This is a genomic window from Streptomyces sp. NPDC001816, assembly GCF_042892235.1.
In the GTDB taxonomy this organism is placed as follows: Bacteria; Actinomycetota; Actinomycetes; order Streptomycetales; family Streptomycetaceae; genus Streptomyces.
Window position 1 is genome coordinate 24643 of the sequence record NZ_JBIATY010000010.1, and the last position, 21919, is coordinate 46561.

Here is a 21919-nt window from a genome sequence, read left to right on the forward strand (position 1 = left end):
AGGGGAGCGCGGTCAGGGCTCCTGGCCGGCCCACCGCTCGGGCGAGAGCCAGGCCTCCAGCGTCCGCCCGCTGACGAACGTGTGCTCCGCCCCCGTCACCGGATCGGTGAACTCCAGCCTCCGTGCGAGCAGTTGCAGCGGACGCCGGAAGTCGCCGTCCGGTACGGGGGCGGTCACCTCCGGGTAGAGCGGGTCGCCGAGGATGGGGATACCCAGCGCGCTCAGGTGCACCCGCAGCTGGTGGGTCTGCCCCGTCTTGGGGACGAGCCGGTACCGGCCCAGCGTGGCCCGGTGCTCGGCCAGCTCCACCCGGGTCACGGCGTTCGGCTCGCCCTCGATCTCCCGCGCGGCCGGGATGCCGCGCTCCTTCAGGATCCGGCTGCGCACGGTCCGGGGCAGGGCGAGCGAGGCGTCGTACGGCGCGATCGCCTCGTACTCCTTGCGGACCAGCCGGTCCGCGAACAGCGTCTGATAAGCGCCGCGCTCCTCGGGCCGCACCGTGAACAGCACGAGACCGGCGGTGAGCCGGTCCAGCCGATGTGCGGCGGACAGCGAGGGGATGCCCAGCTCGGTCCGCAGCCGGGCCAGCACGGTCTGGGTGACATGCGTGCCGCGCGGGGTCGTCGCGAGGAAGTGCGGCTTGTCGGCCACGACGATGTGTGCGTCCCGGTGGACCACCTCCACCGGGAAGGGCACCGGCACTTCGGCGGGCAGCTCCCGGTGGAACCACACGAACATCCCCGGTTGGTACGGCGCGTCCGGTGCCACCGCCCGCCCGTCGGCGCCCACGATCAGCCCCGCGTCGAACATCTCCTCGATCACCCCGGGCCCGGCCCCCGTCAGCCGCTCCACGAGATGCTCCCGCACGGTCGCCCACACCCCGCCGAACGGCAGCCGCACCCGCACCGGGTCGACACCGTCACGCTGGGGGAGCGGGGCGGGCGGGGGCGGGGTACGGCGTCTCATCGGTCAAGGGTACGAGGCTGCTCGGACGGCAGACGAGAGCGGCGGCACCCCGTCAGGGTGCCGCCGCCCTCGACGTGTTCAGGCCGCCGCCGCGCCGCCGCTCTCCTGCTCGGCCTCGATGCGGGCGTTCCAGTCCCGCTTGGAGGCCTGCCAGCCGTCCTCGTTGTGGCCGAGGCGCCAGTAGCCGGAGATCGACAGGTCCTCGCGCGGGATCTGCAGCTCGACCCGGAGCAGCCGGCGCAGCTCCTTCACGAAGCTCGCCTCGCCGTGCACGAACGCGTGCATCCGGCCCTCGGGGAACTCCAGCGCGTGCACGGCCTCCACCAGGGCCTCGCCCACCGGCCGGTCCCCGCGGTGCACCCAGACGACCGCCACCTCGGAGTCGATCTTCTGCTCCTCCGCGGGGCCGGGCACCTCCACGAAGGCGTGCGTCCGGGCGCCGGAGGGCAGCGTCTCCAGGGCGCGGGCGATCGCGGGCAGCGCGCTCTCGTCACCGGCGAGCAGATGCCAGTCGGCGCTCGGGTCGGGCGCGTAGGCACCCCCGGGGCCCATGAAGCGCACGCTCTCACCCGGCTGCACCCGGGTGGCCCACGGCCCGGCCAGACCCTCGTCGCCGTGGATCACGAAGTCCAAGGTCAGCTCGCGGTGCTCGGGGTCCCAGGCGCGCACGGTGTACGTCCGCGTCACCGGCCACTGCTCACGGGGGAACTCCGCGCGGATCCGCTCCAGGTCGAAGGGTTCCGGGTAGGTCACGCCAGGAGGGCCGAACAGCAGCTTCACATAGTGGTCGGTGCAGGTGTCCGCGGCGAAATCGACGAGGCCCTCGCCGCCGAGCACCACACGCTGCATGTGCGGGGTCAGTCGCTCGGTGCGCACCACCTGGGCAATGTGGGGCCCCCGCGCCTTTCGTCCCGGACGCTCTGCCATCACGGCCTCCTGCTGCATTGGTTAGGTTTACCTAAGTTAGCATCTCTCTCTGGTGAACACGGCTTCCACGAAGCCTCGGTGAACGCGTTTTTGCCGGAATATTCCGGTCGGGATCACTCTCCCAGCGTCGTCAGCAGCCGCTGCAGGGAGCCGCCGAGCCCCCAGCGCGCCGCCAGCGCCTCCAGTCCGGCCGGGTCCCGCGGGGTGCGCGGCAGCGTGGTGTCGACGTCCGGCAGCGGGACGTCGTCGGCCACCCGCACCACCTTCGGCGCGACCGCGACATACGGCCGGGCCTCGGTCAGCCGCTTGCGCTGCGACGGAGTGAGCTTCGCCTTCGGGTCGTCGACCGCCGCCATGATCCCGGCCAGGTCGCCGAACTCGGCGAGCAGCTTGGCGGCCGTCTTCTCGCCGATCCCCGGGACGCCCGGCAGGCCGTCGCTCGGGTCGCCGCGCAGCAGCGCCAGATCCGCGTACCCGGGCCCGTCGACCCCGTACTTCTCGCGCAGCACGGCCTCGTCGGTCAGCTGCAGCGTGCCGACGCCCTTCAGCGGGTACAGCACGCGGATGCCGCGTGCGTCGTCGACGAGCTGGTACAGGTCGCGGTCGCCGGTGACGATGTCCACCGGTCCGTCGGCGCGCGCGGTGAACGTGCCGATCACGTCGTCGGCCTCGTAGTCCGCGACACCTACCCGGGCGATGCCGACCGCGTCCAGCACGGCCTCGATGACCGGCACCTGCGGGGTGAGCGTGTCCGGCACCTCCTCCGTGTCCGGCGCGCCCTCGTGCTCCTCGGCGACCCGGTGCGCCTTGTAGGTGGGGATCAGGTCCACCCGCCACTGCGGCCGCCAGTCGGCGTCCATGCAGGCCACCAGCTTCGCCGGCCGGTGGTCCTGGACCAGCCGGTCGATGAAGTCCAGCAGTCCCCGCACGGCGTTCACCGGCGTGCCGTCCGGCGCCCGTACGGAGTCCGGCACGCCGAAGTAGGCGCGGAAGTACAGCGAGGCGGTGTCGAGAAGCATGAGTCGTCCGGTCACGGTCGCATCATGCCGTACGGCACTGACGGTCTCCTGCCGCCACGGATCCACCCCTGTGAGCTGGGCCACTGAAAAGTTTGACCAAAGCGGACCTGGGGAGGCGCGGCCTTTGTTGTGTCCACCGAGACGAGAGGTACGCGTGTCATCCAGGCTTGAGGCGGAACACCTGTTCAAGGTGTTCGGCAGACGACCGGACCAGGCAGTGGAACGGCTGCGCCAGGGCGCCGGCCGGGAGGAGCTGCGCGCCGACGGCACCACGGCCGCCGTCATCGACGCCTCCTTCGGGGTCGAGGCCGGCGAGATCTTCGTCGTTATGGGCCTGTCCGGCTCCGGCAAGTCCACCCTGCTGCGCATGCTCAACGGCCTGCTGGAGCCGACCGCCGGCCAGGTCCGCTTCGACGGCCAGGACCTGACCGCGCTCGGCGACCGCGCCCTGCGCGAGCTGCGCTCGAAGAAGATCAGCATGGTCTTCCAGCACTTCGCGCTCTTCCCGCACCGCAGCGTCCGCGACAACGCCGCCTACGGCCTGAGCGTGCAGGGCGTGCCCCGCGCCGAGCGCGAGCGCCGCGCCGACGAGGCGCTCGCCCTGTGCGGCCTGGCCGGCTGGGAGGACTCCTGGCCCGACGAGCTGTCCGGCGGCATGCAGCAGCGCGTGGGCCTCGCCCGCGCCCTCGCCACCGACGCCGACCTGCTCCTCATGGACGAGTCCTTCAGCGCCCTGGACCCGCTGATCCGCCGCGACATGCAGGACCAGCTCCTGGAGCTCCAGAAGACCCTGAAGAAGACCATCGTCTTCATCACCCACGACCTCAACGAGGCCATGTGCCTGGGCGACCGCATCGCCGTCATGCGCGACGGCCGCATCGTGCAGACCGGCACCGCCGAGGACATCCTGCTGCGCCCCGCGAACGACTACGTCGCCTCCTTCATCCAGGACGTCGACCGCTCCCGCGTGCTGACCGCCGCCGCCGTCATGGACACCGACGTCCGCGGCGACGAGGCCGACTGCGGCTGCGAGACGGCCGCCCCGGGCACGCCGTTCGCCGAGCTGTGCGCGATCAGCGCCCGCCTGACCCACCCGGTCGCCGTCCTCGACGCGGACCGCGCGCTCGTCGGCGTCGTGTCCCGGCAGCGCCTCGTCGGCCTCCTCGGCGACGAACCGGCCGAGCCCACGGGATGCGACAACAACGGGAAGAAGGTGATCGCCCGTGCCTAGGCTGCACCTCGGCGACTGGGTCGACTCGGGCGTCGACTGGCTGGTCGCCCACCTCTCCTGGCTGTTCGACGCGATCCGCGCGGTCGTGGAGGGCATGTACGACGGCATCGACGCGGTCCTCACCGCGCCCGCGCCCCTGCTTCTGGCGGGCATGCTCGCGGTCGTCGCCTGGTGGCTGCGCGGACTGGTCGCGGGCGTCCTCGCCTTCGCCGGGTTCGCCCTCGTCGACTCGCTCGACCTGTGGGACCGGGCCATGTCCACCCTGGCGCTGGTCCTGGTCGCCACCGTCATCGCCCTGGTGATCTCGCTCCCGCTGGGCATCTGGGCCGCCCGCTACCGCGCGGTCAGCGCGACCGTTCGGCCCGTCCTGGACCTGCTCCAGACCATGCCGTCGATGGTCCTGCTGATCCCCGCGATCCTCTTCTTCGGCCTCGGCACCGCCGCCGGTGTCATCGCCACCCTGATCTTCGCGCTCGCCCCCGGTGTCCGCATGACCGAGCTGGGCATCCGCCAGGTCGACCCCGAACTGGTCGAGGCCGCCGAGGCGTTCGGCACACCGCCCCGCGACACCCTGCTGCGCGTCCAGCTGCCGCTCGCCCTGCCGACCATCATGGCCGGCGTCAACCAGGTGATCATGCTGGGCCTGTCCATGGTCGTCATCGCCGGCATGGTCGGCACGGGCGGCCTGGGCGGCGCGGTCAACGAGGCCATCGGGCAGCTCGACATCGGCTTCGGCTTCGAGGCGGGCGTCGGCATCGTCGTCCTCGCCATCTACCTGGACCGCGTGACCAGCGCCCTCGGCACCCAGCTCTCCCCGCAGGGCCGCAGGGCCGCCGCGAAGGACCGGACGACCATGTGGTCGTACAGCCCGCGCCCGCAGGTCGCCGTCATCGGCGTGGTCGTCCTCGCGCTCGTCGCCGCAGGCATGGGGATCTTCGGCTCCTCCTCCGGCACCTCCGAGGCCTCCGCCACGAACGTCGGCAAGGGCAAGGAGATCAGGATCGGCTACATCCCGTGGGACGAGGGCATCGCCTCCACCTACCTCTGGAAGGAGCTGCTGGAGGAGCGCGGCTTCAAGGTGACGACCACCCAGTACGCCGCCGGCCCCCTCTACACCGGCCTCGCCGCCGGCCAGGTCGACTTCCAGACCGACTCCTGGCTGCCCGCCACGCACGCCGAGTACTGGAAGAAGTACGGCGACAAGCTGGACGATCTCGGCAAGTGGTACGGACCCACCTCTCTGGAGCTGACCGTCCCGTCCTATGTCAAGGACGTGAACTCCCTGGCGGACCTGAAGGACCACGCCTCCGGGTTCGGCGGGAAGATCGTCGGCATCGAGCCCAGCGCGGGCATGATGGGCCTGCTCAAGACCAAGGTCCTCAAGGAGTACGGTCTGGAGGGCACGTACGACGTCGTCGACGGCTCCACGCCCGCGATGCTCGCCGAGCTGAAGCGCGCCTACGCCAAGAAGCAGCCGGTCGTCGTCACCCTGTGGTCCCCGCACTGGGCGTACAGCGACTACGACCTGAAGAAGCTGAAGGATCCGAAGGGCGCCTGGGGCGCGGGCGACGGCGTGCACACCCTGGCCCGCAAGGGCTTCGCCGCCGACAACCCCGAGGTCGGCTCCTGGCTGAAGAACTTCTCGATGACCGAGGAGCAGCTCACCGGTCTGGAGGCGCAGATCCAGAAGTCCGGCAAGGGCGGGGAACAGGACGCCGTGCGCAGCTGGCTCGGGCAGCACCCGGACCTGGTCGACCGGTGGGCGCCGGTGGCCCGCAAGGGTGCCGGGAGCGGGGCGGCCGGGTGACCTGACCTCCGGACCGCCACCCGAGGGGTGGGCGGCGCCGTACGCCTGCGGGCGGGCGCCGCCCACCCCTCGTGGCATATCCGGGCGACCGGCTTCCGCGAGATTCCCCTACGGGAAGGATCCGGCCAACCACGGAGCGCTATGGCTGCGCCGCGGCGGGAACACGGAGGCCCGCTTCGGCCTTGAAGCAGGAGAGACCCGTCCCGCACGGCGAGCGGCCGCACTGGCGTGAACCATGGGGGTGCGGGCCCACCGGCGTGTCAGGGATGTGACACCCGCATGAAACGGTTTGCCGAACATGCGTAGGGTGCAGACAACTCATCAGGGGTGTGTCCGGCGGTGGACACCCTGTCGGCGGCACGACGAGTGAAGGAGGGAGCCGGAGCGATGGGCGACCACAAAGAGCAACAGCCCGTGCGGGTGGGCGCGGCCGTCCGGCGGCGTCGCCGTGCGCTGGAACTCACCCTCGCCGTCGTGGCCGAGCGCAGTGGCCTCTCGGTGCCCTTCCTCAGCCAGGTCGAGAACGACCGGGCCCGCCCGAGCCGCACCTCCCTGGAGAAGCTGGCCGACGCCCTGCGCACCACGGCCGTGGAACTCCTCGCCGCCGCCGACCCGGCCTGCAGCGTGGACGTCGTCCGCGCCGAGCCGGTCGACGAGGGCGACTTCGACGCGCGCACCCGCTCCCTGGTGCGCGGCCACCACCAGCTCCACGCCTCCGAGTTCACCGGCGACCACGACGCCGGCCGCGAGTTCCAGCACCGCAACGACGAGCTGATGTACGTCGCCGACGGCGCCGTCGAGATCGAGGCCGAGGGCCGCGCGTATCGCCTCGGCCGCGGCGACACCCTTTACCTCACCGGCGGAGTCCGGCATCGCTGGCGGGCGACCGTGCCCGACACGCGGGTCATCGTGGTCGCGGTCGCCGAACACATCGAGGCCGTGCAGGACCGGCCCCGTTAGTGCGCGTCGTCTCCCTGGTCCCGTCGCTCACCGAGGCCGTCGCCGAGACGCTGTCCGGAGTCCTCGTCGGGGCCACCGACTGGTGCAGCCGTCCCGCGGACCTCGACGTCAGCCGGATCGGCGGCACGAAGAACCCGGACACGGAGCGGATCCTCGGCCTCACCCCTGACCTGGTGATCGCCAACGAGGAGGAGAACCGCGCCCCCGACCTGGACGCCCTGCGCGCGGCCGGCCTCAAGGTGCTGGTCACCGAGGTGCGGACCGTGCCGCAGGCCTTCCGGGAGCTGGAGCGGGTGCTGACCGCGTGCGGCGCACCGGCCAGGCCGCCCTGGCTGGACGAGGCGGAGGCCGCCTGGACCGGCCTTCCCGATCCCGGGAGCCGTACGACGGCGGTGGTGCCGGTCTGGCGCCGCCCCTGGATGGTCCTGGGCCGGGACACCTTCGCGGGTGACGTACTGGCCCGTCTCGGCGTGCACCACCTGTACGCCACGCACCCCGACCGCTATCCCCGCGTGCCCCTGGACGAACTGCGGGCGGCGGCCCCGGATGTCGTGGTGCTGCCGGACGAGCCCTACCGCTTCACCGCCGCCGACGGCCCCGAGGCCTTCCCGGGCCTGCCCTGCGCCCTGGTCAGCGGACGGCACCTGACCTGGTACGGACCGTCGCTGGCAGAGGCGCCACGGGTGCTGGCCGAGGCCCTGCGAGCAGCTCACCGCTGAGCAGCCCCCGCACCGTCCCGGACGCGGCCGCGAGCCAGGCGGCGACCAACAGCACGTACAAGCCGACCGCGAGGGCCTCGTACACGGCGAGCCCGGTGTGCCGGGCCAGGGCGGCGGCGCCGGTGACACAGGTGCCCACGGGGAAGGTGAACGCCCACCAGGTCATGGCGAAGCCCATGCCCTGCCGCCGGGCCCGCACCACGTGCGCGGCCGCGAAGGCCAGCCACAGCATCGCGAACCCCATGACCGGCACACCGTAGAGCAGCACGAACACGGCGAAACCGCGGTCGTACGGGGCCGGTACGACCCGGGGAGCCGCGTCCGCGATCAGGCCTACGGCGGTGGTGGACTGCCCGAGCGGACCGAGGACCAGGAACAGGGTCGGGGTGAGGGCGAGCGGCAGCGGGCCCGAGGTGATCAGCCGGGCGAAGACCAGCGGCAGCATCAGCAGCGTCGCGAGCAGGCTCAGCCCGAACAGCGCGAGGCACGCCAGCAGAAGCGTCTCCCGGGGCTGCCCGGGCGGCAGATGCGGCACCAGCAGCGGGCCGAGCGCGGCGGAGACCATCGGCGCGACGAGCGGCAGCAGCCAGACCGGGGTGGCCTGGGCGGCCTGGACGCGGTGGTGCACGGCCAGCAGGTACGGCACGGTCACGGCGGCCGCGAGCCCGACCGCCGTACCGGCACTGAACAGGACCGTGTCGAGCGCGACGGCCGCACCGGTGCCGATCCAGTCCCGGCCGACCGTCAGGGCACCGCCGCCCACCGCCAGCAGGGCCATGGACAGACAGCCGTAGAAGGGGGCCATGGCCGGGTCGAGGAGGTGGGCGCGGGCCTGGTCGCGGTGGTGGACCCAGTGCCGGGCCCGGGCGGTCAGCAGGGCCAGCAGCATGAGGAGGGCCAGCGCCCAGACGGCCGTGCACACCTCGCGCAGCCCAGGAAGGCGCAGGGGCAGTGCGGCACCGGCCGTGCCGACGACGGAGGTCCCCATGACGGAGGCGTACCAGTTGGGACCGAGGTGCCGGACGCGGGCGGCGGGCAGGGAATGGGCTGCGATGACCATGACCTCACCGTTCCGCCCCCGGGCACCGCTGACCAGGGAGTTCCTGTCTATGAGGGCATAAACTGGCCTTATGAGCGAGGAGTATGCGACGGACGACGGCCGGCCCGCCGGCTCACTGGCGCACCGGGTGCCGGACCTCGGCGCGCTGGAACTGCTGCTGGCCGTGGCCCGTCTGGGCAGTCTCGGGGCTGCGGCGCGGGAGGTCGGCATCACCCAGCCGGCCGCCAGCAGCCGCATCCGCTCCATGGAGCGGCAACTGGGCGTCGCCCTGGTCGACCGCTCCCCGCGCGGCTCCCGGCTCACGGACGCGGGCGCCCTGGTGACGGACTGGGCCCGCCGGGTGGTGGAGGCGGCGGCCGCCTTCGACGCGGGTGCGCGGGCGCTGCGGGACCGGCGGGACTCGCGGCTGCGGGTCGCGGCGAGCATGACCATCGCCGAGTACCTGCTCCCGGGCTGGCTCCTCGCCCTGCACGCCGAGCGCCCCGACACCGCGGTCTCGCTGCTCGCGGGCAACTCGGCGAAGGTCGCGGAGCTCCTGCTGGCCGACGAGGCGGACCTGGGCTTCGTGGAGGGCCTCACGGTCCCGGCGGGCCTGGACTCCACGGTGATCGCCCACGACCGCCTGATCGTCGTCACGGCCCCCGGCCACCCCTGGGCCCGCCGCCGGCGCCCCCTCACCCCCGAGGAACTGGCCGCCACGCCCCTGATCCTGCGCGAACGCGGCTCCGGCACCCGCCAGGTCCTGGACAGTGCACTCGGCGGCCTGGCCCGCCCCCTGATGGAACTCTCCTCCACCACGGCCGTGAAGGCCTCGGCGGTCAGCGGCGCGGGCCCCTCGGTGCTCAGCGAACTGGCCGTGGGGGAGGAGCTGGCGATGCGACGGCTGGTGGTCATCCCGGTCGAGGAGGTGTCGTTGCGCCGGGATCTGCGCGCGGTGTGGCCGACGGGGCACCGGCCCACGGGTCCGGCGCGGGACCTGCTGTCGCTGACGAGGGGGTGACCTCAGGACGCGGCCAGCACCAGAGCCCGCATCACCCGCAGATCCTCGCCCATCTCCGGATGCCACTGCACCCCGAGCACCCATCCCTCGCCCGACGGCAGTTCGATCGCCTCCACGGTCCCGTCCGCCGCGTGGGCCGAGGGCACCAGTCCCGTACCGAGCCGCTCCACCGCCTGATGGTGATACGTCGGCACGGTCGTCTCCTCGGGCGCGATCTGCGCGTACAGCGTGCCCGGCACCGGCTTCACGGCATGCCCCCCGAACACCCCGACCACCTCCGCGTGCCCGTCCATGTGCTGCACCAGCGTCCCGCCGAGCGCCACGTTCAGCAGCTGCATCCCCCGGCAGATCCCCAGCACCGGCACCCGCGCCGCCAGCGCCGCCTCGATCAGCGCGAGTTCCCACGCGTCCCGCTCCGTTGCGGGCGGCCCCGTACGCGGCGACCGCTCGGCCCCGTACCGCGACGGATCGACGTCCGGCCCGCCCGCGATCACCAGCCCGTCCAGCCGCTGCACCGCCTCGGCGGCCCGCTCGGGCGCGTCCGGCGGCAGCATGGCGGCGAGCCCCCCGGCCCGCTGCACCAGCCGCGGATATCCGGCCGGCAGCAGCGCCGCGTCCAGCTCCCACACACCCCAGCGCGCACCGGCCTCCAGGTACGTGCTCACACCGATCAGCGGTCGTACGGTCATGCCGCCCTCCCAGGCATTCAAAGGTCCACGTGTATACCTTTGCAGAGCGGGCTCACGCCAGGAAGCCCCGCAGCAGCGCCGCCGTACCCGCGCAGTGCTCCCGCATCATCTCCCGCGCCCCGTCCGCGTCCCCGTCCAGCACCGCCTCCACCAGTGCGATGTGCTGCCGCTGCGAGTGCTCCAGGTTGCGCACCAGCAGCGGGATGCAGTCCAGCAGGTCGTTGACCCTCGCCCGCACCGCCGCGTACTGCGCGGTCAGCGACGGCGAACCGCACAGCTCGGCCAGCGTCAGATGCAGCAGCGTGTCCAGCCGCCGGTAGTCCGCGAGCGGCGCCTCATGGGTCCGGTCCAGCGCCTCCCGCAACCGGTCGGCCTGCTCGTCGGTCAGCCCGTGCGCCGCGCACAGCCCCGCCGCTCCCACCTCGAGCACCTCGCGGAAGCGCAGCACGTCCTCGATGTCGACCTCGGCGATCCGCCGCCGCAGCTCGTCCTCGCCGCCCGCGTCCGTGCGCGGCCGCACGAACGTTCCGCCGTACCGCCCGCGCCGCGCCTCCACCAGGCCCTGGTCCTGGAGCACCTTCAGCACCTCGCGCAGGGTCACCCGGCTGATCCCGAGCCGCTCCGCCAGCTCCCGCTCGGCGGGCAGCCGCTCGCCGCCCGCCACCAGGCCGAGCCGTACGACCTGGAGGATCTGCTCCAGCGCCTCCTCGAAGCCGTTGCCCGCCCGCACCGGCCGCAGCACCGGAGCGAGCCGGTCGTCGACTCCCTGTGCATGCACGCCCTGTACGTCCGTCTCCTGCGACATCCGGCCGTACCCCCTTCCCAAGCAATGGTTCTCCGCAATACCTTATGGCTCCCGGCCCCGCCGTAAAACGCGAAGCAGCCTAAGGAGGCTCTCCCGTGGCAGACCGCACACCCCCGCTGAGCGTCGAGGAGCTGCATGCCCTCGTCGCCGGTGGTGAGATCGACACTGTCGTCCTGGCCTTCCCCGACATGCAAGGGCGGCTCCAGGGCAAGCGGTTCGCCGCCCGCTTCTTCCTCGACGAGGTCCTGCAGCACGGCACCGAAGGCTGCAACTACCTCCTCGCCGTCGACACCGAGATGAACACCGTCGACGGCTATGCGATGTCCTCCTGGGACCGAGGCTACGGCGACTTCGCCATGCACCCCGACCTCGCCACCCTGCGCCGCATCCCCTGGCACCCCGGCACGGCCCTGCTCGTCGCCGACCTCGCCTGGAACGACGGCGCCCCGGTCGTCGCCGCCCCGCGCCAGATCCTGCGCCGCCAGCTCGACCGCCTCGCCGAACTCGGCTACACCGCCCAGGTCGGCACCGAGCTGGAGTTCATCGTCTTCAAGGACAGCTACGAACAGGCCTGGGACGCGAACTACCGCGACCTGACCCCGGCCAACCAGTACAACATCGACTACTCCATCCTCGGCACCGGCCGCATCGAGCCCCTGCTGCGCCGCCTGCGCAACGACATGGCCGGCGCCGGCCTCACCGTCGAGTCCGCCAAGGGCGAGTGCAACCCCGGCCAGCACGAGATCGCCTTCCGTTACGACGAGGCCCTGCGCACCTGCGACCAGCACGCCCTGTACAAGACCGGCGCCAAGGAGATCGCCGCCCAGGAGGGCGTCTCGATCACCTTCATGGCCAAGTACAACGAGCGCGAGGGCAACTCCTGCCACATCCACCTCTCGCTCGCGGACGCCGACGGCGACAACGCGATGGCGCGGGCCGGCGACGGCGGGATGTCCGACGTCATGCGGCACTTCCTCGCCGGACAGCTCGCCGCCCTGCGCGACTTCTCCCTGCTCTACGCCCCCAACATCAACTCCTACAAGCGGTTCCAGCCCGGCTCCTTCGCGCCCACCGCCGTCGCTTGGGGCCACGACAACCGCACCTGCGCCCTGCGCGTGGTCGGCCACGGCCGCTCCCTGCGCTTCGAGAACCGTCTCCCCGGCGGTGACGTCAACCCGTACCTCGCCGTCGCCGGCCTGGTGGCCGCCGGCCTGTACGGCATCGAGCAGAAGCTGGAACTCCCCGAGCCCTGCCCCGGCAACGCCTACACCGCCGACTTCGAGCACGTCCCGACCACCCTGCGCGAGGCCGCCGAACTCTGGGAGAACAGCCCGATCGCCAAGGCCGCCTTCGGTGACGAGGTCGTCGCGCACTACCGCAACATGGCACGCGTCGAGCTGGAGGCCTTCGACGCCGCGGTCACCGACTGGGAGCTGCGCCGCTCCTTCGAACGCCTGTGAAAGGTCATCACGTGTCCGACCCGCACGAGCTGAAGGTCCTCAACCCCGCCACCGAGGAGGTCGTCGCCACCGTCCCCGCCGCCGACGCGGCCGAGGTGGACGCGGCCGTCGTACGGGCCTCGCGCGCCCAGGAGAAGTGGGCCGCCCTCCCTCCCGCCGACCGCGCCCGCGGGCTGCGCCGCTTCGCCGACGTGGTCGACGCCCACATCGACGAACTGGCCCGGCTGGAGGTCCGCGAGGCCGGCCACACCCTCGGCAACGCCCGCTGGGAGGCCGGCAACGCCCGCGACCTGCTGCTGTACGCGGCCGGCGGCGCCGAGCGCCTTCTCGGCCGGCAGATCCCCGCCCCCGGCGGCTGGGACGTCACCTTCCACGAACCCCTGGGCGTCGTCGGCGTGATCGCTCCCTGGAACTTCCCCATGCCGATCGCCGCCTGGGGCTCCTTCCCGGCCCTCGCAGCGGGCAACGCGGTCGTCCTCAAGCCCGCCGAGACCACCCCGCTGACGGCGCTGCGACTGGCCGAACTCGCCCTGGAGGCGGGCCTGCCCGAGGGGGTGTTCCAGGTGCTCCCCGGCTACGGCCACACCGCGGGCCGCGCCCTGGTCGACCACCCCGACGTCGCCAAGATCGTGTTCACCGGCTCCACCCGCACCGGCCGTGAGGTCATGGAGCGCTGCGCGAAGCTCGTCAAGCCGGTCACCCTGGAACTCGGCGGCAAGAGCCCCAACGTCGTCTTCGCCGACGCCGACCTCAAGTCCGCCCTCGATCCCTTCTCCTTCCTGGACAACTCCGGCCAGGACTGCTGCGCCCGCACCCGGATCCTCGTCCAGGAGTCGGTGTACGACGAGGCCCGCGACTTCCTCGCCGACGCGCTGGCCGGCGTCGTGGTGGGCGACCCGGCCGACGAGAAGACCCAGATGGGCCCGCTGATCTCCCGTCAGCAGCTCGACCGCGTACGGGCGTACGTCCCCGAGGGCGCCCCCGCGCTGCGCGGCAGCGCCCCCGACGGACCCGGCTTCTGGTTCCCGCCGACCGTCCTCACCGGGGAGCGCCATGACAGCGCGGCGGCGCGCGAGGAGATCTTCGGCCCCGTCGCCGTCCTCCTCCCCTTCACCGACGAACAGGACGCGATCCGCCTCGCCAACGACACCCCCTACGGCCTCTCCGGCTCCATCTGGACCCGGGACGTCGGCCGCGCCCTGCGCGTCTCCCAGGCCGTCCGCGCGGGCAATCTGTCCGTCAACTCCCACTCCAGCGTCCGCTACTGGACCCCGTTCGGCGGCTTCAAGCAGTCCGGCCTCGGCCGCGAGCTGGGCCCGGACGCCCTGACCGCCTTCACCGAAACCAAGAACGTCTTCATCAGCACGGAGGGCCCCGCACTGTGACCGACACCATCGTTTGCCGCCGCCTGGTCGGCCGTACCGCCGTCGTCACCGGAGCCGGCAGCGGCATCGGCCTCGCCGCCGCCCGCCGCCTCGCCTCCGAGGGCGCGCACGTGGTCTGCGGCGACGTCGACGACGCCCGCGGCAAGGCCGCCGCCGACGAGGTCGGCGGGATCTTCGTCAGGGTCGACGTCACCGACCCCGAGCAGGTCGAGGCGCTGTTCAAGACCGCCTACGACACCTACGGCAGCGTCGACGTCGCTTTCAACAACGCCGGTATCTCCCCGCCCGACGACGACTCCATCCTGGAGACCGGCCTGGAGGCCTGGAAGCGGGTCCAGGAGGTCAACCTCACCTCCGTCTACCTGTGCTGCAAGGCCGCCATCCCCTACATGCGCCGCCAGGGCAAGGGCTCCATCATCAACACGGCCTCCTTCGTGGCGAGGATGGGCGCGGCCACGTCCCAGATCTCGTACACGGCCTCCAAGGGCGGCGTGCTCGCCATGTCCCGCGAACTGGGCGTGCAGTTCGCCCGCGAGGGCATCCGGGTCAACGCCCTCTGCCCGGGCCCGGTGAACACCCCGCTCCTGCAGGAGCTGTTCGCCAAGGACCCGGAGCGGGCCGCCCGCCGCCTCGTCCACATCCCCGTCGGCCGGTTCGCCGAGGCCGAGGAGATCGCCGCCGCCGTCGCCTTCCTGGCCAGCGACGACTCCTCCTTCGTCAACGCCACCGACTTCCTGGTGGACGGCGGAATCGCGGGCGCGTACGTCACGCCCCTGTAGGGACAAAGGTGTACGGTCCGCGCGTATGCGACAGCACCTCGCGTGGACCCTGGCAGCGGCCGCCGTCCTGGCGGCCGCGCCCACCGCATCGCCGGCAGCCGCTCACCACTGCCCCCGGCTGACCAGTACTTGGTACGGCGCCAACCGCGCCCGCCTCCAGCAGGTCATCGACGCCCACGGCACCTGCTCCGGTCACCGGGGCGCGGTGGCCACGTTCGACTGGGACAACACGGTCACCAAGAACGACGTCACCGACGCCACCCTCTCCTGGGCCCTGCGCCACGACCGGCTCCTGCGCCCCGCCCGCTGGAAGGACACCAGCGCCTGGCTGACCGACGCCGCCGACCGCACCCTCACGGCCGCCTGCGGCACCGGCGCGGGCGCACCTCTGCGCACCTCTTCCGAGCCCCGCTGCACGGACGAGATCGTGCAGATCCGCGAGACCGGCACCACGACGAGCGGCGCCCCCGCCTTCGCCGGCCACTGGAACCACCGGCGCACGGTCCCGCAGTACGCCTGGGTCCCCCAGCTCTTCGCCGGCCGCACCCCCGCCGAACTCGCCTCCTACGCCAGGTCCGCCCGCCACGAGGCCCTGACCGCCCCCGTCGGCGCGACCCGCACCCTCGGCACCCACACGGTCCCCGCCTACGTCCGCTACTACGACCAGCAGCGCGACCTGATCCGCACCCTGCGGCGAGCCGGCTTCGAGGTGTACGTCGTCTCCGCGGGCGCGGAACCCGTCACCGAGGTCTGGTCCCGGGCGGTCGGCGTCGACGCGGCCCACACCATCGCCATCCGCCCGGTCCTGGACCGCCGGGGCCGGACCACCGTGTGGAACGAGGGCTGCGGCGGCGTCCCGGCGACCCGGGGCGCGGTGATCCCGTACATCGACGGCAAGCGCTGCTGGATCAACCAGGAGGTCTACGGCGTCCGGGGCGCCGCGGCCTGGGAACAACAGCCCTGGAAACTCAGGCCCGTGCTCGCGGCCGGTGACGCCGACACCGACGTCACCTTCGTCGGGGACGCCACCGGCGCTCACCTCGTGATCAACCGCAACAAGCCGGAGCTGATGTGCCGGGCGTACGACGACGCCGACGGCCACTGGCTGGTGAACCCCATGTTCATCGCCCCGCTGCCGCGCCGGCCTGAGCCGTACCCGTGCGCGACCACCGCCCGCACCGACCCCGACGGCACGCTCGGACCGCTCCGGCGCGCCGACGGCTCGCTGGTGCCGGACCGGTCCGACACGGTCTACTGAACGGCTGAACGGACCTCAGAGGAAGGTCTGCCCCTCACCCCGATAGGTGGGCACGGTCGCCGTCACCGCGTCCCCCTCGATCAGCTGCAGCACCTCGAACCGCTCGCACAGCTCGCCCGCCTTGGCGTGCCGGAACCACACCTTGTCGCCGATCAGCAGATCGTCGGCGGGCGAGCCCAGCAGCGGCGTCTGCACCTCGCCGGGGCCCTCCTGCGGGTCGTACCTGAGCCCCTCCGGCAGACAGGGCACCGGCAGCCGGTCGGGACCGGCCGCGCCGGAGGCCGGATAGCCGCCGCCGAGCACGGTGACGACACCCACGCCCGGCCGCCGCACGACGGGCTGGGCGAACAGGGCGGCCGGACGGCCGCTGAAGGACGTGTAGTTGTCGAAGAGCCGCGGCACATACAGACCGGAGCCCGCCGCGATCTCCGTGACCGCGTCCTCGGCGGCGGTGTGCTGCACACTGCCCGTACCACCGCCGTTGACGAACTCCAGGCCGGGCGCCACGGCCCGCACCGCCCGCACCACGGCGGCGCGCCGCTCGACCAGTTCACGCCTCGCGGCGGCCTGCATCAGCCGGATCGCCCGTGACCGCAGCGGCCGTCCCGTCACGGAGTCCCCGACCCCGGCGATGTGCCCCTCGTACGCCATGATCCCCACCAGCCTGAAGCCCGGCCGCCGGGCCACTGCCCGGGCCAGCTCGGCGAGTTGGGCGGGCGAGTGCAGCGGCGAACGCAGCGCACCCACCCGGACCCGGCCACCCAGCAGCTTCAGCGAGGTGTCCAACTCCAGGCAGACCCGCACCACTTCACGCCCGCCGTCGCGGGCCGCGTCGATGAGGTCGAGGTGGGCGACGTCGTCGATCATCACGGTGACGGCGCCCGCGAGCTTGGGATCGGCGGCCAGCTCCGCGAAACCGGACCGGTCCGCGGACGGATAGGCCAGCAGGATGTCGTCGAACCCGGAACGCGCGAGCCACAGCGACTCGGCGAGGGTGAACGACATGATGCCCTGGAACCCGTCCCTGGCCAGGACACGCTCCAGCAGAGCCCGGCAGCGAACCGACTTGCTCGCGACCCGGACCGGCTTTCCGGCGGCACGGCGGACCAGATCGTCCGCGTTGGCGTCGAAGGCGTCCAGGTCCACGATCGCCAGCGGGGCGTCGAGATGCGCGGTGGCCCGGTCGTAACGGGCCCGATCAGCGGCAGGCGCAGTCATGACGGAAGCCTGCCAGACAGGATTACCGCAGGGTAGGGGGACGTTCCGGGCAGATGCCCCCGGGCTCGTGGACTGGTTCTCTTTCTCTCCCGGACAACCCGTAGAGTGACGCGCACGTACGGCGGAACGTGCCCGGCCACTTCACCTGAACCGGGATGCCGGTCCAGCCGTACGGGTATGCGTGCCCGGACGGAGTCTCCGCACCGGGCGCGGCCGAGGAGAACGACGGCCCGCGTACGAGGAAACGGCCCGGGCACGAGGAAACGGGGGGTGCATGAGCACGGAAGCGCGCCGCGCCCCCGTACCGCCACGCCCGACGAATCCCCCTCCCGGCCCCACCCCCGAACCCCCGTCACCGGCCACGCCCGCAGGCGCGCCGACGGCCGGACCGTCGGCACCGACGGGCCCCCGCGAACCGGCCGGGTACCGGACGTTTTCCGCAGGACCGGCGCCGATCCCGGCCGCACCGGGCTCCGCGGACCTCGACGAAGAGCCCTCCGTCTTCGCACCCCGCGCCACACGGAACGCGACCACACGGGCGCCGGGTGAGGACCAGCCCGACCACCCGGGGCAGGCTTCCGGCGCAGGCCCCACCCGCTTCACCGCCTTCCAGCCCTCCGCCGTACCCGAGGCCCCCGACCTGGTGAGCCCGCCGCCGCCCCCCGCGTCGGCCCGCTTCCCCGACACCCCGCCGAGCGCGGGCCGCCTCCCCGACACGGCACCGAGCACGGGCCGCAGGGCACGCGCCGAACGGGCCGCCACAACCATGCCGCCCCGCCCGGAAGTACCCACGGACTCCCTGACGGAGACGACGACCCGACTCCGCCCGCTCCGCCCGCCGACCGAGCCACAGCGCCCTGACCCCGCGGCGACGCCGGGTGCGGGGCGTTCGGGGGAGTCTGCTCCTGGCCGTCCGGGTTCTGCGTCCGCGCCGTTCGCTGGTCGTCCGGCGGAGCCTGCTCCGGGCCGTCCGGGTTCTGCGGCGACGCCGTCCGCGGGGCGTTCGGCGGAGTCTGCTCCTGGCCGCCCGGGTTCCGCGGCCATGCCGCCGGCCGGTCGTCCGGACGGGTCCGCTCGCGGCCGTGCCGATTCCGTGGCGGCGCCGTACACGGGCACACCGCCCCGCCGCCCCGCAGCGCCGGCGGAATCCCTCTCGGAGACGACGGCACCGCTGCGGCCGATCCGGTCGGCGGCCGAGCCGCAGCGCCCTGGCCCCGCAGCCACGCCGGCCGCCGGGCGTTCGGGGGAGTCCGCTTCGGGTGGTGCGGGTTCTGCGTCCGCGCCGTTCGCTGGTCGTGCGGCGGAGTCTGCGGGCCGTGCGGGTTCTGCGGCCACGTCGGCCGCTGGTCGTGCGGCGGAGTCTGCGGGCCGTGCAGGTTCTGCCGCCACGTCGGCCGCCGGCCGATCCGGGGAGTCCGCTCCCGGCCGTCCGGCCTCCGCGGCCACGTCGGCCGTCGGCCGTCCGGCCTCCGCGCAGGCCCCTGCCGGTGCCCGCCCGGCCTCCCCGCTGCCACCACCCAGGCCCCCGGCGCGCGACCTCCGCAGTGCCTGGAGTCCGAACGACCCCGCGCACCCTGTGAGCCCTCCGTCGGCCTCGCCGGACCCGGCGCTCTCCTGGAGTGCCGGGGCCGCCGCTCGGCCCGTCGTGTCGTTCGGGGAGCCCGAGGGGTACGACGAGCGCATGCGGGCGCGGCCGCTGGGCGTGCGGGTAGGTTCCCGGACCGCCGCTGCCGCCGCCTGTCTGGTCCTCGGACTCGGCCTCATCGGCGGTGCCGTGACCGGGAGTTGGCTCACCGGGGACGGTGGGGACAGCCCGGCCGGAAACGGGTTCACCGCGGCCGCGACGCTGTGGCACAACGTGCCCGTCGACCGGCTCTTCCCGCCCACCCTCCAGGGCACCGGTGCCGGACCCGGCGGTGCCGACCGGACCTGGACACGGATCGCCGTCGCCCCGGACACCAAGTGCGCCGACGCCTTCGACCCGCTGCTGCACAAGGCGCTCGCCCCCGTCGGCTGCCAGCGGCTCCTGCGCGCCACCTACACGGATGCCACCCAGACCTACGTCACCACCGTCGGCCTGCTCTTCACCAAGGGCGACTCCGCCGCCATGTCCTCGCTCGCCGCCCGCTTCCGCGACGAGCACCTGGACCGCCGCAGCGACCTGATGCCCAGGCCGTACGCAGCCAAGGGCACCGCCGCGGCCGGCTTCGGCGACAAGCAGCGCGCCAGCTGGACCCTCTCCGTCCTCACCGACGCCCCCGTCGTCGCCTATTCCGTCTCCGGCTGGGCCGACGGGCGTACCGTCGACTCGCCCCAGCCCGCCGCGGACGCCCTCCGCTCCGGCGCCACCTCGGCACCCGCCCAGGCCGGTCTCGGCAACGAGGCCCAGGGCCTGGCCGACCGCGTCGAACGGCGACTGCGCCAGACCGTCAGCTCGGCCACGGAGAAACCCTCATGAGGCGACCGATGCGCGGCCACCGCCGCATGCGAGTGACCGGGTCGGCGGTGAGCCTCCTGCTCGCCGGCTCCCTCGTCCTGCTGCCGTCCGCCGCGGCCCACGCCGACAGCATCCGCGCCCAGCAGTGGGGCCTGTCCGCCCTCCACCTCGACGAGGCCTGGCGCACCACCAAGGGCCAGGGCGTCACCGTCGCCGTCCTGGACACCGGAGTCGAGGCCGACCACCCGGACCTGGCGGGCAACGTCCTGTCCACCAAGGACATGATCGGCTTCGGCGCCGAGGCCGGCGACCGCGCCTGGGCCCGGCACGGCACCGCCATGGCCGGCATCATCGCCGGGCACGGCCACGGACCCGGCAACACCGAGGGCGTCATGGGCGTCGCACCCGAGGCGAAGATCCTGCCCGTGCGGGTGATCCTCGAGGACGGCGACCCCGCCCGCGCCAAGGCCCGCACCACCCGCGGCAACGCCCTCGCCGACGGCATCCGCTGGGCCGCCGACCACGGCGCCGACGTCATCAACCTCTCCCTCGGCGACGACTCCAACTCCGCCCACCCGGAGCCGAGCGAGGACGAGGCCGTGCAGTACGCCCTGAAGAAGGGCGTGGTGGTCGTGGCCTCCGCGGGCAACGGCGGCGACAAGGGCGACCACGTCTCCTACCCGGCCGCCTACCCGGGCGTCATCGCCGCCACCGCCGTGGACAAGTTCGGCACGCGCGCCTCCTTCTCCACCCGCCGCTGGTACGCCGCCGTCAGCGCACCCGGCGTGGACGTCGTGATCGCCGACCCCGACCACAAGTACTACGAAGGCTGGGGCACCTCGGCCGCCTCCGCCTTCGTCTCGGGCGCCGCGGCCCTGATCAAGGCGGCCCACCCCACCCTGACCCCGGCCCAGGTCAAGAAGCTCCTCGAGGACACGGCCCGAGACGCCCCGGTGGGCGGCCGCGACGACTCCCGGGGCTTCGGCATGATCGACCCCGCGGCAGCCCTCAAGGCAGCGGCCAGGCTCAAGCCACAGCACCTGGACCCGGCGTCGTACGACAAGAAGTACTTCGGCCCCGGCCCGGACACTCCCAGGTCCAGCACGTCCACCTCCGACTGGGCGGGCCCCCTGGCAGGCAGCATCGGTGGAGTCCTGCTGGTGGCGGCCGTGGTCCTGTGGAGAAACCGCAGGACAACCACCTAGGACGAGGCGAACGAAGACACCGCCGCCTTCGCGGCAGCCTCCACCAACGCGATCCCCTTCGCCTGACTCACCGTCCCCTTGGACAACACGGCCACCAGGTACTCGGAGCCGTCCACCGTCACCCGCCCGATGCTGTTGACGTCCCACAACCCGGTCGTACTACGCGCCAGCCACCCGTTCTTCAACGCCCACGAAGACCCCACGGCCGCAGCCGAAACCCCCCACTGCTGATCGGCCTCCACACCCTTCATCAGCCCCTGCACATACGTCCGCGAGGCCGCGCTCAGCACCGAATCCTCCCCGAACACCTGCTGAAGCAACACCAGTTGATCGGCCGCCGTGGTCTGAGTCAGCCCCCACAGCTCACCGTCACCACCCGAGGTCGCCGAGAGTCCGAACCGCTCGTTCGCCGCGTCCAGCCCGTCCGCCCGCCCGATCGTGTGCCACAGGGCCGTCGCAGACGCGTTGTCACTGTTCTCGATCATCTTCGTGGCGTAGGCCTTCTCGGCAGCCGTCAGATGCCGCCCGGCCTCCTGCGCCTGCAGCAGCAGCGTCGCCAGGATGTCCACCTTGACGATGCTCGCCGTGTCGAAGGCAGCCTCGCCGTACCCGGCGCTCTCCCCGGAGTCCAGCTCCAGCACCGCCGCCGACACCTCGGCGCCGGACGGCACGCTCAGCGCGGCCATGGCCTTGGACAGCAGCGCCTTCCGGTCGACGGCCGACGGCGAAGTCGCGGGTTCCACCGATGCCTCCTCGCCCGCCGTGGCCGAGGAGGAGGCCGACGGCGACCCCGCCGACGATACGGCCCCGGCACCGGAGTGCGCCCGCGCCTTCACATAGACCGTGCCGCCCGCCGTGACCCCGCTCACGGCGACCACGGCGAGCGCGGTGAAGAGCAGCGGGCGGCGGGAGCGGCGGGCACGGCGGCGACGACTGGCTCTGGGGGACTCCATGCCCGCGATGCTCGGGGCGAGGACTGTGCGCTCGGTTAGAC

General features: G+C 73.0%; 19 protein-coding genes. 11 read left to right on the plus strand and 8 right to left on the minus strand.

Features of this window, described 5'->3' with window-relative positions; all coding sequences use genetic code 11:
- Positions 1-12: 12 nt before the first annotated feature.
- The 3 genes from ACFYZZ_RS30790 to ACFYZZ_RS30800 all read right to left on the minus strand — a co-directional run bounded on the left by ACFYZZ_RS30790 (position 13) and on the right by ACFYZZ_RS30800 (position 2927).
- Positions 13-966 carry an RluA family pseudouridine synthase gene (locus ACFYZZ_RS30790; protein WP_389182768.1) on the minus strand — a complete coding sequence of 318 codons (954 nt, stop codon included), beginning with the start codon at positions 964-966 and terminating at the stop codon, positions 13-15.
- A gap of 78 nt (positions 967-1044) precedes the next feature.
- Positions 1045-1893 (minus strand): siderophore-interacting protein, encoded by an 849-nt coding sequence (locus tag ACFYZZ_RS30795; RefSeq protein ID WP_389182771.1) that lies wholly within the window; start codon positions 1891-1893, stop codon positions 1045-1047.
- Between the two features lie 113 nt (positions 1894-2006).
- Positions 2007-2927 (minus strand): 5'-3' exonuclease H3TH domain-containing protein, encoded by a 921-nt coding sequence (locus ACFYZZ_RS30800; protein ID WP_389182774.1) that lies wholly within the window; start codon positions 2925-2927, stop codon positions 2007-2009.
- Between the two features lie 139 nt (positions 2928-3066).
- Between ACFYZZ_RS30800 and ACFYZZ_RS30805 the strand changes: the two genes are divergently transcribed.
- The 4 genes from ACFYZZ_RS30805 (at position 3067) to ACFYZZ_RS30820 (ending at position 7629) form a co-directional block, all read left to right on the plus strand.
- Entirely contained in the window at positions 3067-4143 is a 1077-nt protein-coding gene (locus tag ACFYZZ_RS30805; protein ID WP_389182776.1) for a glycine betaine/L-proline ABC transporter ATP-binding protein, read from the plus strand.
- The gene (locus ACFYZZ_RS30810) at positions 4136-5950 is read left to right on the plus strand and encodes an ABC transporter permease/substrate binding protein (protein ID WP_389182780.1); all 1815 of its coding nucleotides are present in this window, start codon (positions 4136-4138) and stop codon (positions 5948-5950) included. Before ACFYZZ_RS30805 ends, ACFYZZ_RS30810 begins: the two co-directional genes overlap by 8 nt.
- Positions 5951-6337: 387 nt before the next feature.
- Entirely contained in the window at positions 6338-6910 is a 573-nt protein-coding gene (locus ACFYZZ_RS30815) for a helix-turn-helix domain-containing protein (protein ID WP_386574729.1), read from the plus strand.
- Entirely contained in the window at positions 6910-7629 is a 720-nt protein-coding gene (locus tag ACFYZZ_RS30820; RefSeq protein ID WP_389182784.1) for a helical backbone metal receptor, read from the plus strand. Before ACFYZZ_RS30815 ends, ACFYZZ_RS30820 begins: the two co-directional genes overlap by 1 nt.
- On the opposite strand, the gene ACFYZZ_RS30825 is transcribed toward ACFYZZ_RS30820, so the two are convergent.
- Positions 7541-8689: a TDT family transporter gene (locus tag ACFYZZ_RS30825; protein WP_389182787.1), complete on the minus strand. Its 1149-nt coding sequence runs from the start codon at positions 8687-8689 to the stop codon at positions 7541-7543. The two genes, ACFYZZ_RS30820 and ACFYZZ_RS30825, sit on opposite strands and share 89 nt — an antisense overlap.
- Before the next feature lie 70 nt (positions 8690-8759).
- On the opposite strand from ACFYZZ_RS30825, the gene ACFYZZ_RS30830 reads away from it, so the two are divergent.
- On the plus strand, positions 8760-9689 hold the full coding sequence (locus ACFYZZ_RS30830; protein WP_389182790.1) for a LysR family transcriptional regulator: 930 nt from the start codon (positions 8760-8762) through the stop codon (positions 9687-9689).
- Between the two features lie 2 nt (positions 9690-9691).
- Here ACFYZZ_RS30830 and ACFYZZ_RS30835 read toward each other — a convergent pair whose 3' ends face one another.
- Together ACFYZZ_RS30835 and ACFYZZ_RS30840 are read right to left on the minus strand one after the other, a co-directional pair.
- Positions 9692-10378: a gamma-glutamyl-gamma-aminobutyrate hydrolase family protein gene (locus ACFYZZ_RS30835; RefSeq protein WP_389182793.1), complete on the minus strand. Its 687-nt coding sequence runs from the start codon at positions 10376-10378 to the stop codon at positions 9692-9694.
- Positions 10379-10430: 52 nt separating this feature from the next.
- Complete coding sequence (locus tag ACFYZZ_RS30840) at positions 10431-11183, minus strand: FadR/GntR family transcriptional regulator (RefSeq protein ID WP_389182796.1); 753 nt, start codon at positions 11181-11183, stop codon at positions 10431-10433.
- Positions 11184-11278: 95 nt separating this feature from the next.
- On the opposite strand from ACFYZZ_RS30840, the gene ACFYZZ_RS30845 reads away from it, so the two are divergent.
- From ACFYZZ_RS30845 to ACFYZZ_RS30860, 4 genes are read left to right on the plus strand one after another with little or no spacing between them, the layout of a single operon-like run.
- Positions 11279-12643, plus strand: a complete 1365-nt coding sequence (locus ACFYZZ_RS30845; RefSeq protein ID WP_389182799.1) for a glutamine synthetase family protein — start codon at positions 11279-11281, stop codon at positions 12641-12643.
- Positions 12644-12654: 11 nt separating this feature from the next.
- Positions 12655-14028, plus strand: coding sequence for an aldehyde dehydrogenase family protein (locus ACFYZZ_RS30850; RefSeq protein WP_389182802.1), 1374 nt, complete (start codon positions 12655-12657; stop codon positions 14026-14028).
- Positions 14025-14807, plus strand: coding sequence for a 3-oxoacyl-ACP reductase (locus tag ACFYZZ_RS30855; RefSeq protein ID WP_389182805.1), 783 nt, complete (start codon positions 14025-14027; stop codon positions 14805-14807). Before ACFYZZ_RS30850 ends, ACFYZZ_RS30855 begins: the two co-directional genes overlap by 4 nt.
- Before the next feature lie 25 nt (positions 14808-14832).
- Entirely contained in the window at positions 14833-16065 is a 1233-nt protein-coding gene (locus ACFYZZ_RS30860) for a haloacid dehalogenase-like hydrolase (RefSeq protein ID WP_389182808.1), read from the plus strand.
- 15 nt (positions 16066-16080) lie between these two features.
- On the opposite strand, the gene ACFYZZ_RS30865 is transcribed toward ACFYZZ_RS30860, so the two are convergent.
- Positions 16081-17283: an amino acid deaminase/aldolase gene (locus ACFYZZ_RS30865; protein ID WP_389182810.1), complete on the minus strand. Its 1203-nt coding sequence runs from the start codon at positions 17281-17283 to the stop codon at positions 16081-16083.
- A 1576-nt stretch (positions 17284-18859) separates the two neighbouring features.
- On the opposite strand from ACFYZZ_RS30865, the gene ACFYZZ_RS30870 reads away from it, so the two are divergent.
- Both ACFYZZ_RS30870 and mycP read left to right on the plus strand, forming a co-directional pair.
- The gene (locus ACFYZZ_RS30870) at positions 18860-19741 is read left to right on the plus strand and encodes a hypothetical protein (RefSeq protein ID WP_389182813.1); all 882 of its coding nucleotides are present in this window, start codon (positions 18860-18862) and stop codon (positions 19739-19741) included.
- Entirely contained in the window at positions 19738-20925 is a 1188-nt protein-coding gene (gene mycP, locus ACFYZZ_RS30875; protein WP_389182816.1) for a type VII secretion-associated serine protease mycosin, read from the plus strand. Before ACFYZZ_RS30870 ends, mycP begins: the two co-directional genes overlap by 4 nt.
- On the opposite strand, the gene ACFYZZ_RS30880 is transcribed toward mycP, so the two are convergent.
- On the minus strand, positions 20922-21878 hold the full coding sequence (locus ACFYZZ_RS30880; RefSeq protein ID WP_389182819.1) for a serine hydrolase: 957 nt from the start codon (positions 21876-21878) through the stop codon (positions 20922-20924). The two genes, mycP and ACFYZZ_RS30880, sit on opposite strands and share 4 nt — an antisense overlap.
- Positions 21879-21919: the final 41 nt, after the last annotated feature.

What these genes read in the sequence shown, in the direction of transcription:
- ACFYZZ_RS30790 (WP_389182768.1), bottom strand. Translation starts at nt 966, where the DNA reads ATGAGACGCCGTACCCCGCCCCCGCCCGCCCCGCTCCCCCAGCGTGAC.
- ACFYZZ_RS30795 (WP_389182771.1), bottom strand. Translation starts at nt 1,893, where the DNA reads ATGGCAGAGCGTCCGGGACGAAAGGCGCGGGGGCCCCACATTGCCCAG.
- ACFYZZ_RS30815 (WP_386574729.1), top strand. Translation starts at nt 6,338, where the DNA reads ATGGGCGACCACAAAGAGCAACAGCCCGTGCGGGTGGGCGCGGCCGTC.
- ACFYZZ_RS30825 (WP_389182787.1), bottom strand. Translation starts at nt 8,689, where the DNA reads ATGGTCATCGCAGCCCATTCCCTGCCCGCCGCCCGCGTCCGGCACCTC.
- ACFYZZ_RS30830 (WP_389182790.1), top strand. Translation starts at nt 8,760, where the DNA reads ATGAGCGAGGAGTATGCGACGGACGACGGCCGGCCCGCCGGCTCACTG.
- ACFYZZ_RS30835 (WP_389182793.1), bottom strand. Translation starts at nt 10,378, where the DNA reads ATGACCGTACGACCGCTGATCGGTGTGAGCACGTACCTGGAGGCCGGT.
- ACFYZZ_RS30840 (WP_389182796.1), bottom strand. Translation starts at nt 11,183, where the DNA reads ATGTCGCAGGAGACGGACGTACAGGGCGTGCATGCACAGGGAGTCGAC.
- ACFYZZ_RS30860 (WP_389182808.1), top strand. Translation starts at nt 14,833, where the DNA reads ATGCGACAGCACCTCGCGTGGACCCTGGCAGCGGCCGCCGTCCTGGCG.
- ACFYZZ_RS30865 (WP_389182810.1), bottom strand. Translation starts at nt 17,283, where the DNA reads ATGACTGCGCCTGCCGCTGATCGGGCCCGTTACGACCGGGCCACCGCG.
- mycP (WP_389182816.1), top strand. Translation starts at nt 19,738, where the DNA reads ATGAGGCGACCGATGCGCGGCCACCGCCGCATGCGAGTGACCGGGTCG.
- ACFYZZ_RS30880 (WP_389182819.1), bottom strand. Translation starts at nt 21,878, where the DNA reads ATGGAGTCCCCCAGAGCCAGTCGTCGCCGCCGTGCCCGCCGCTCCCGC.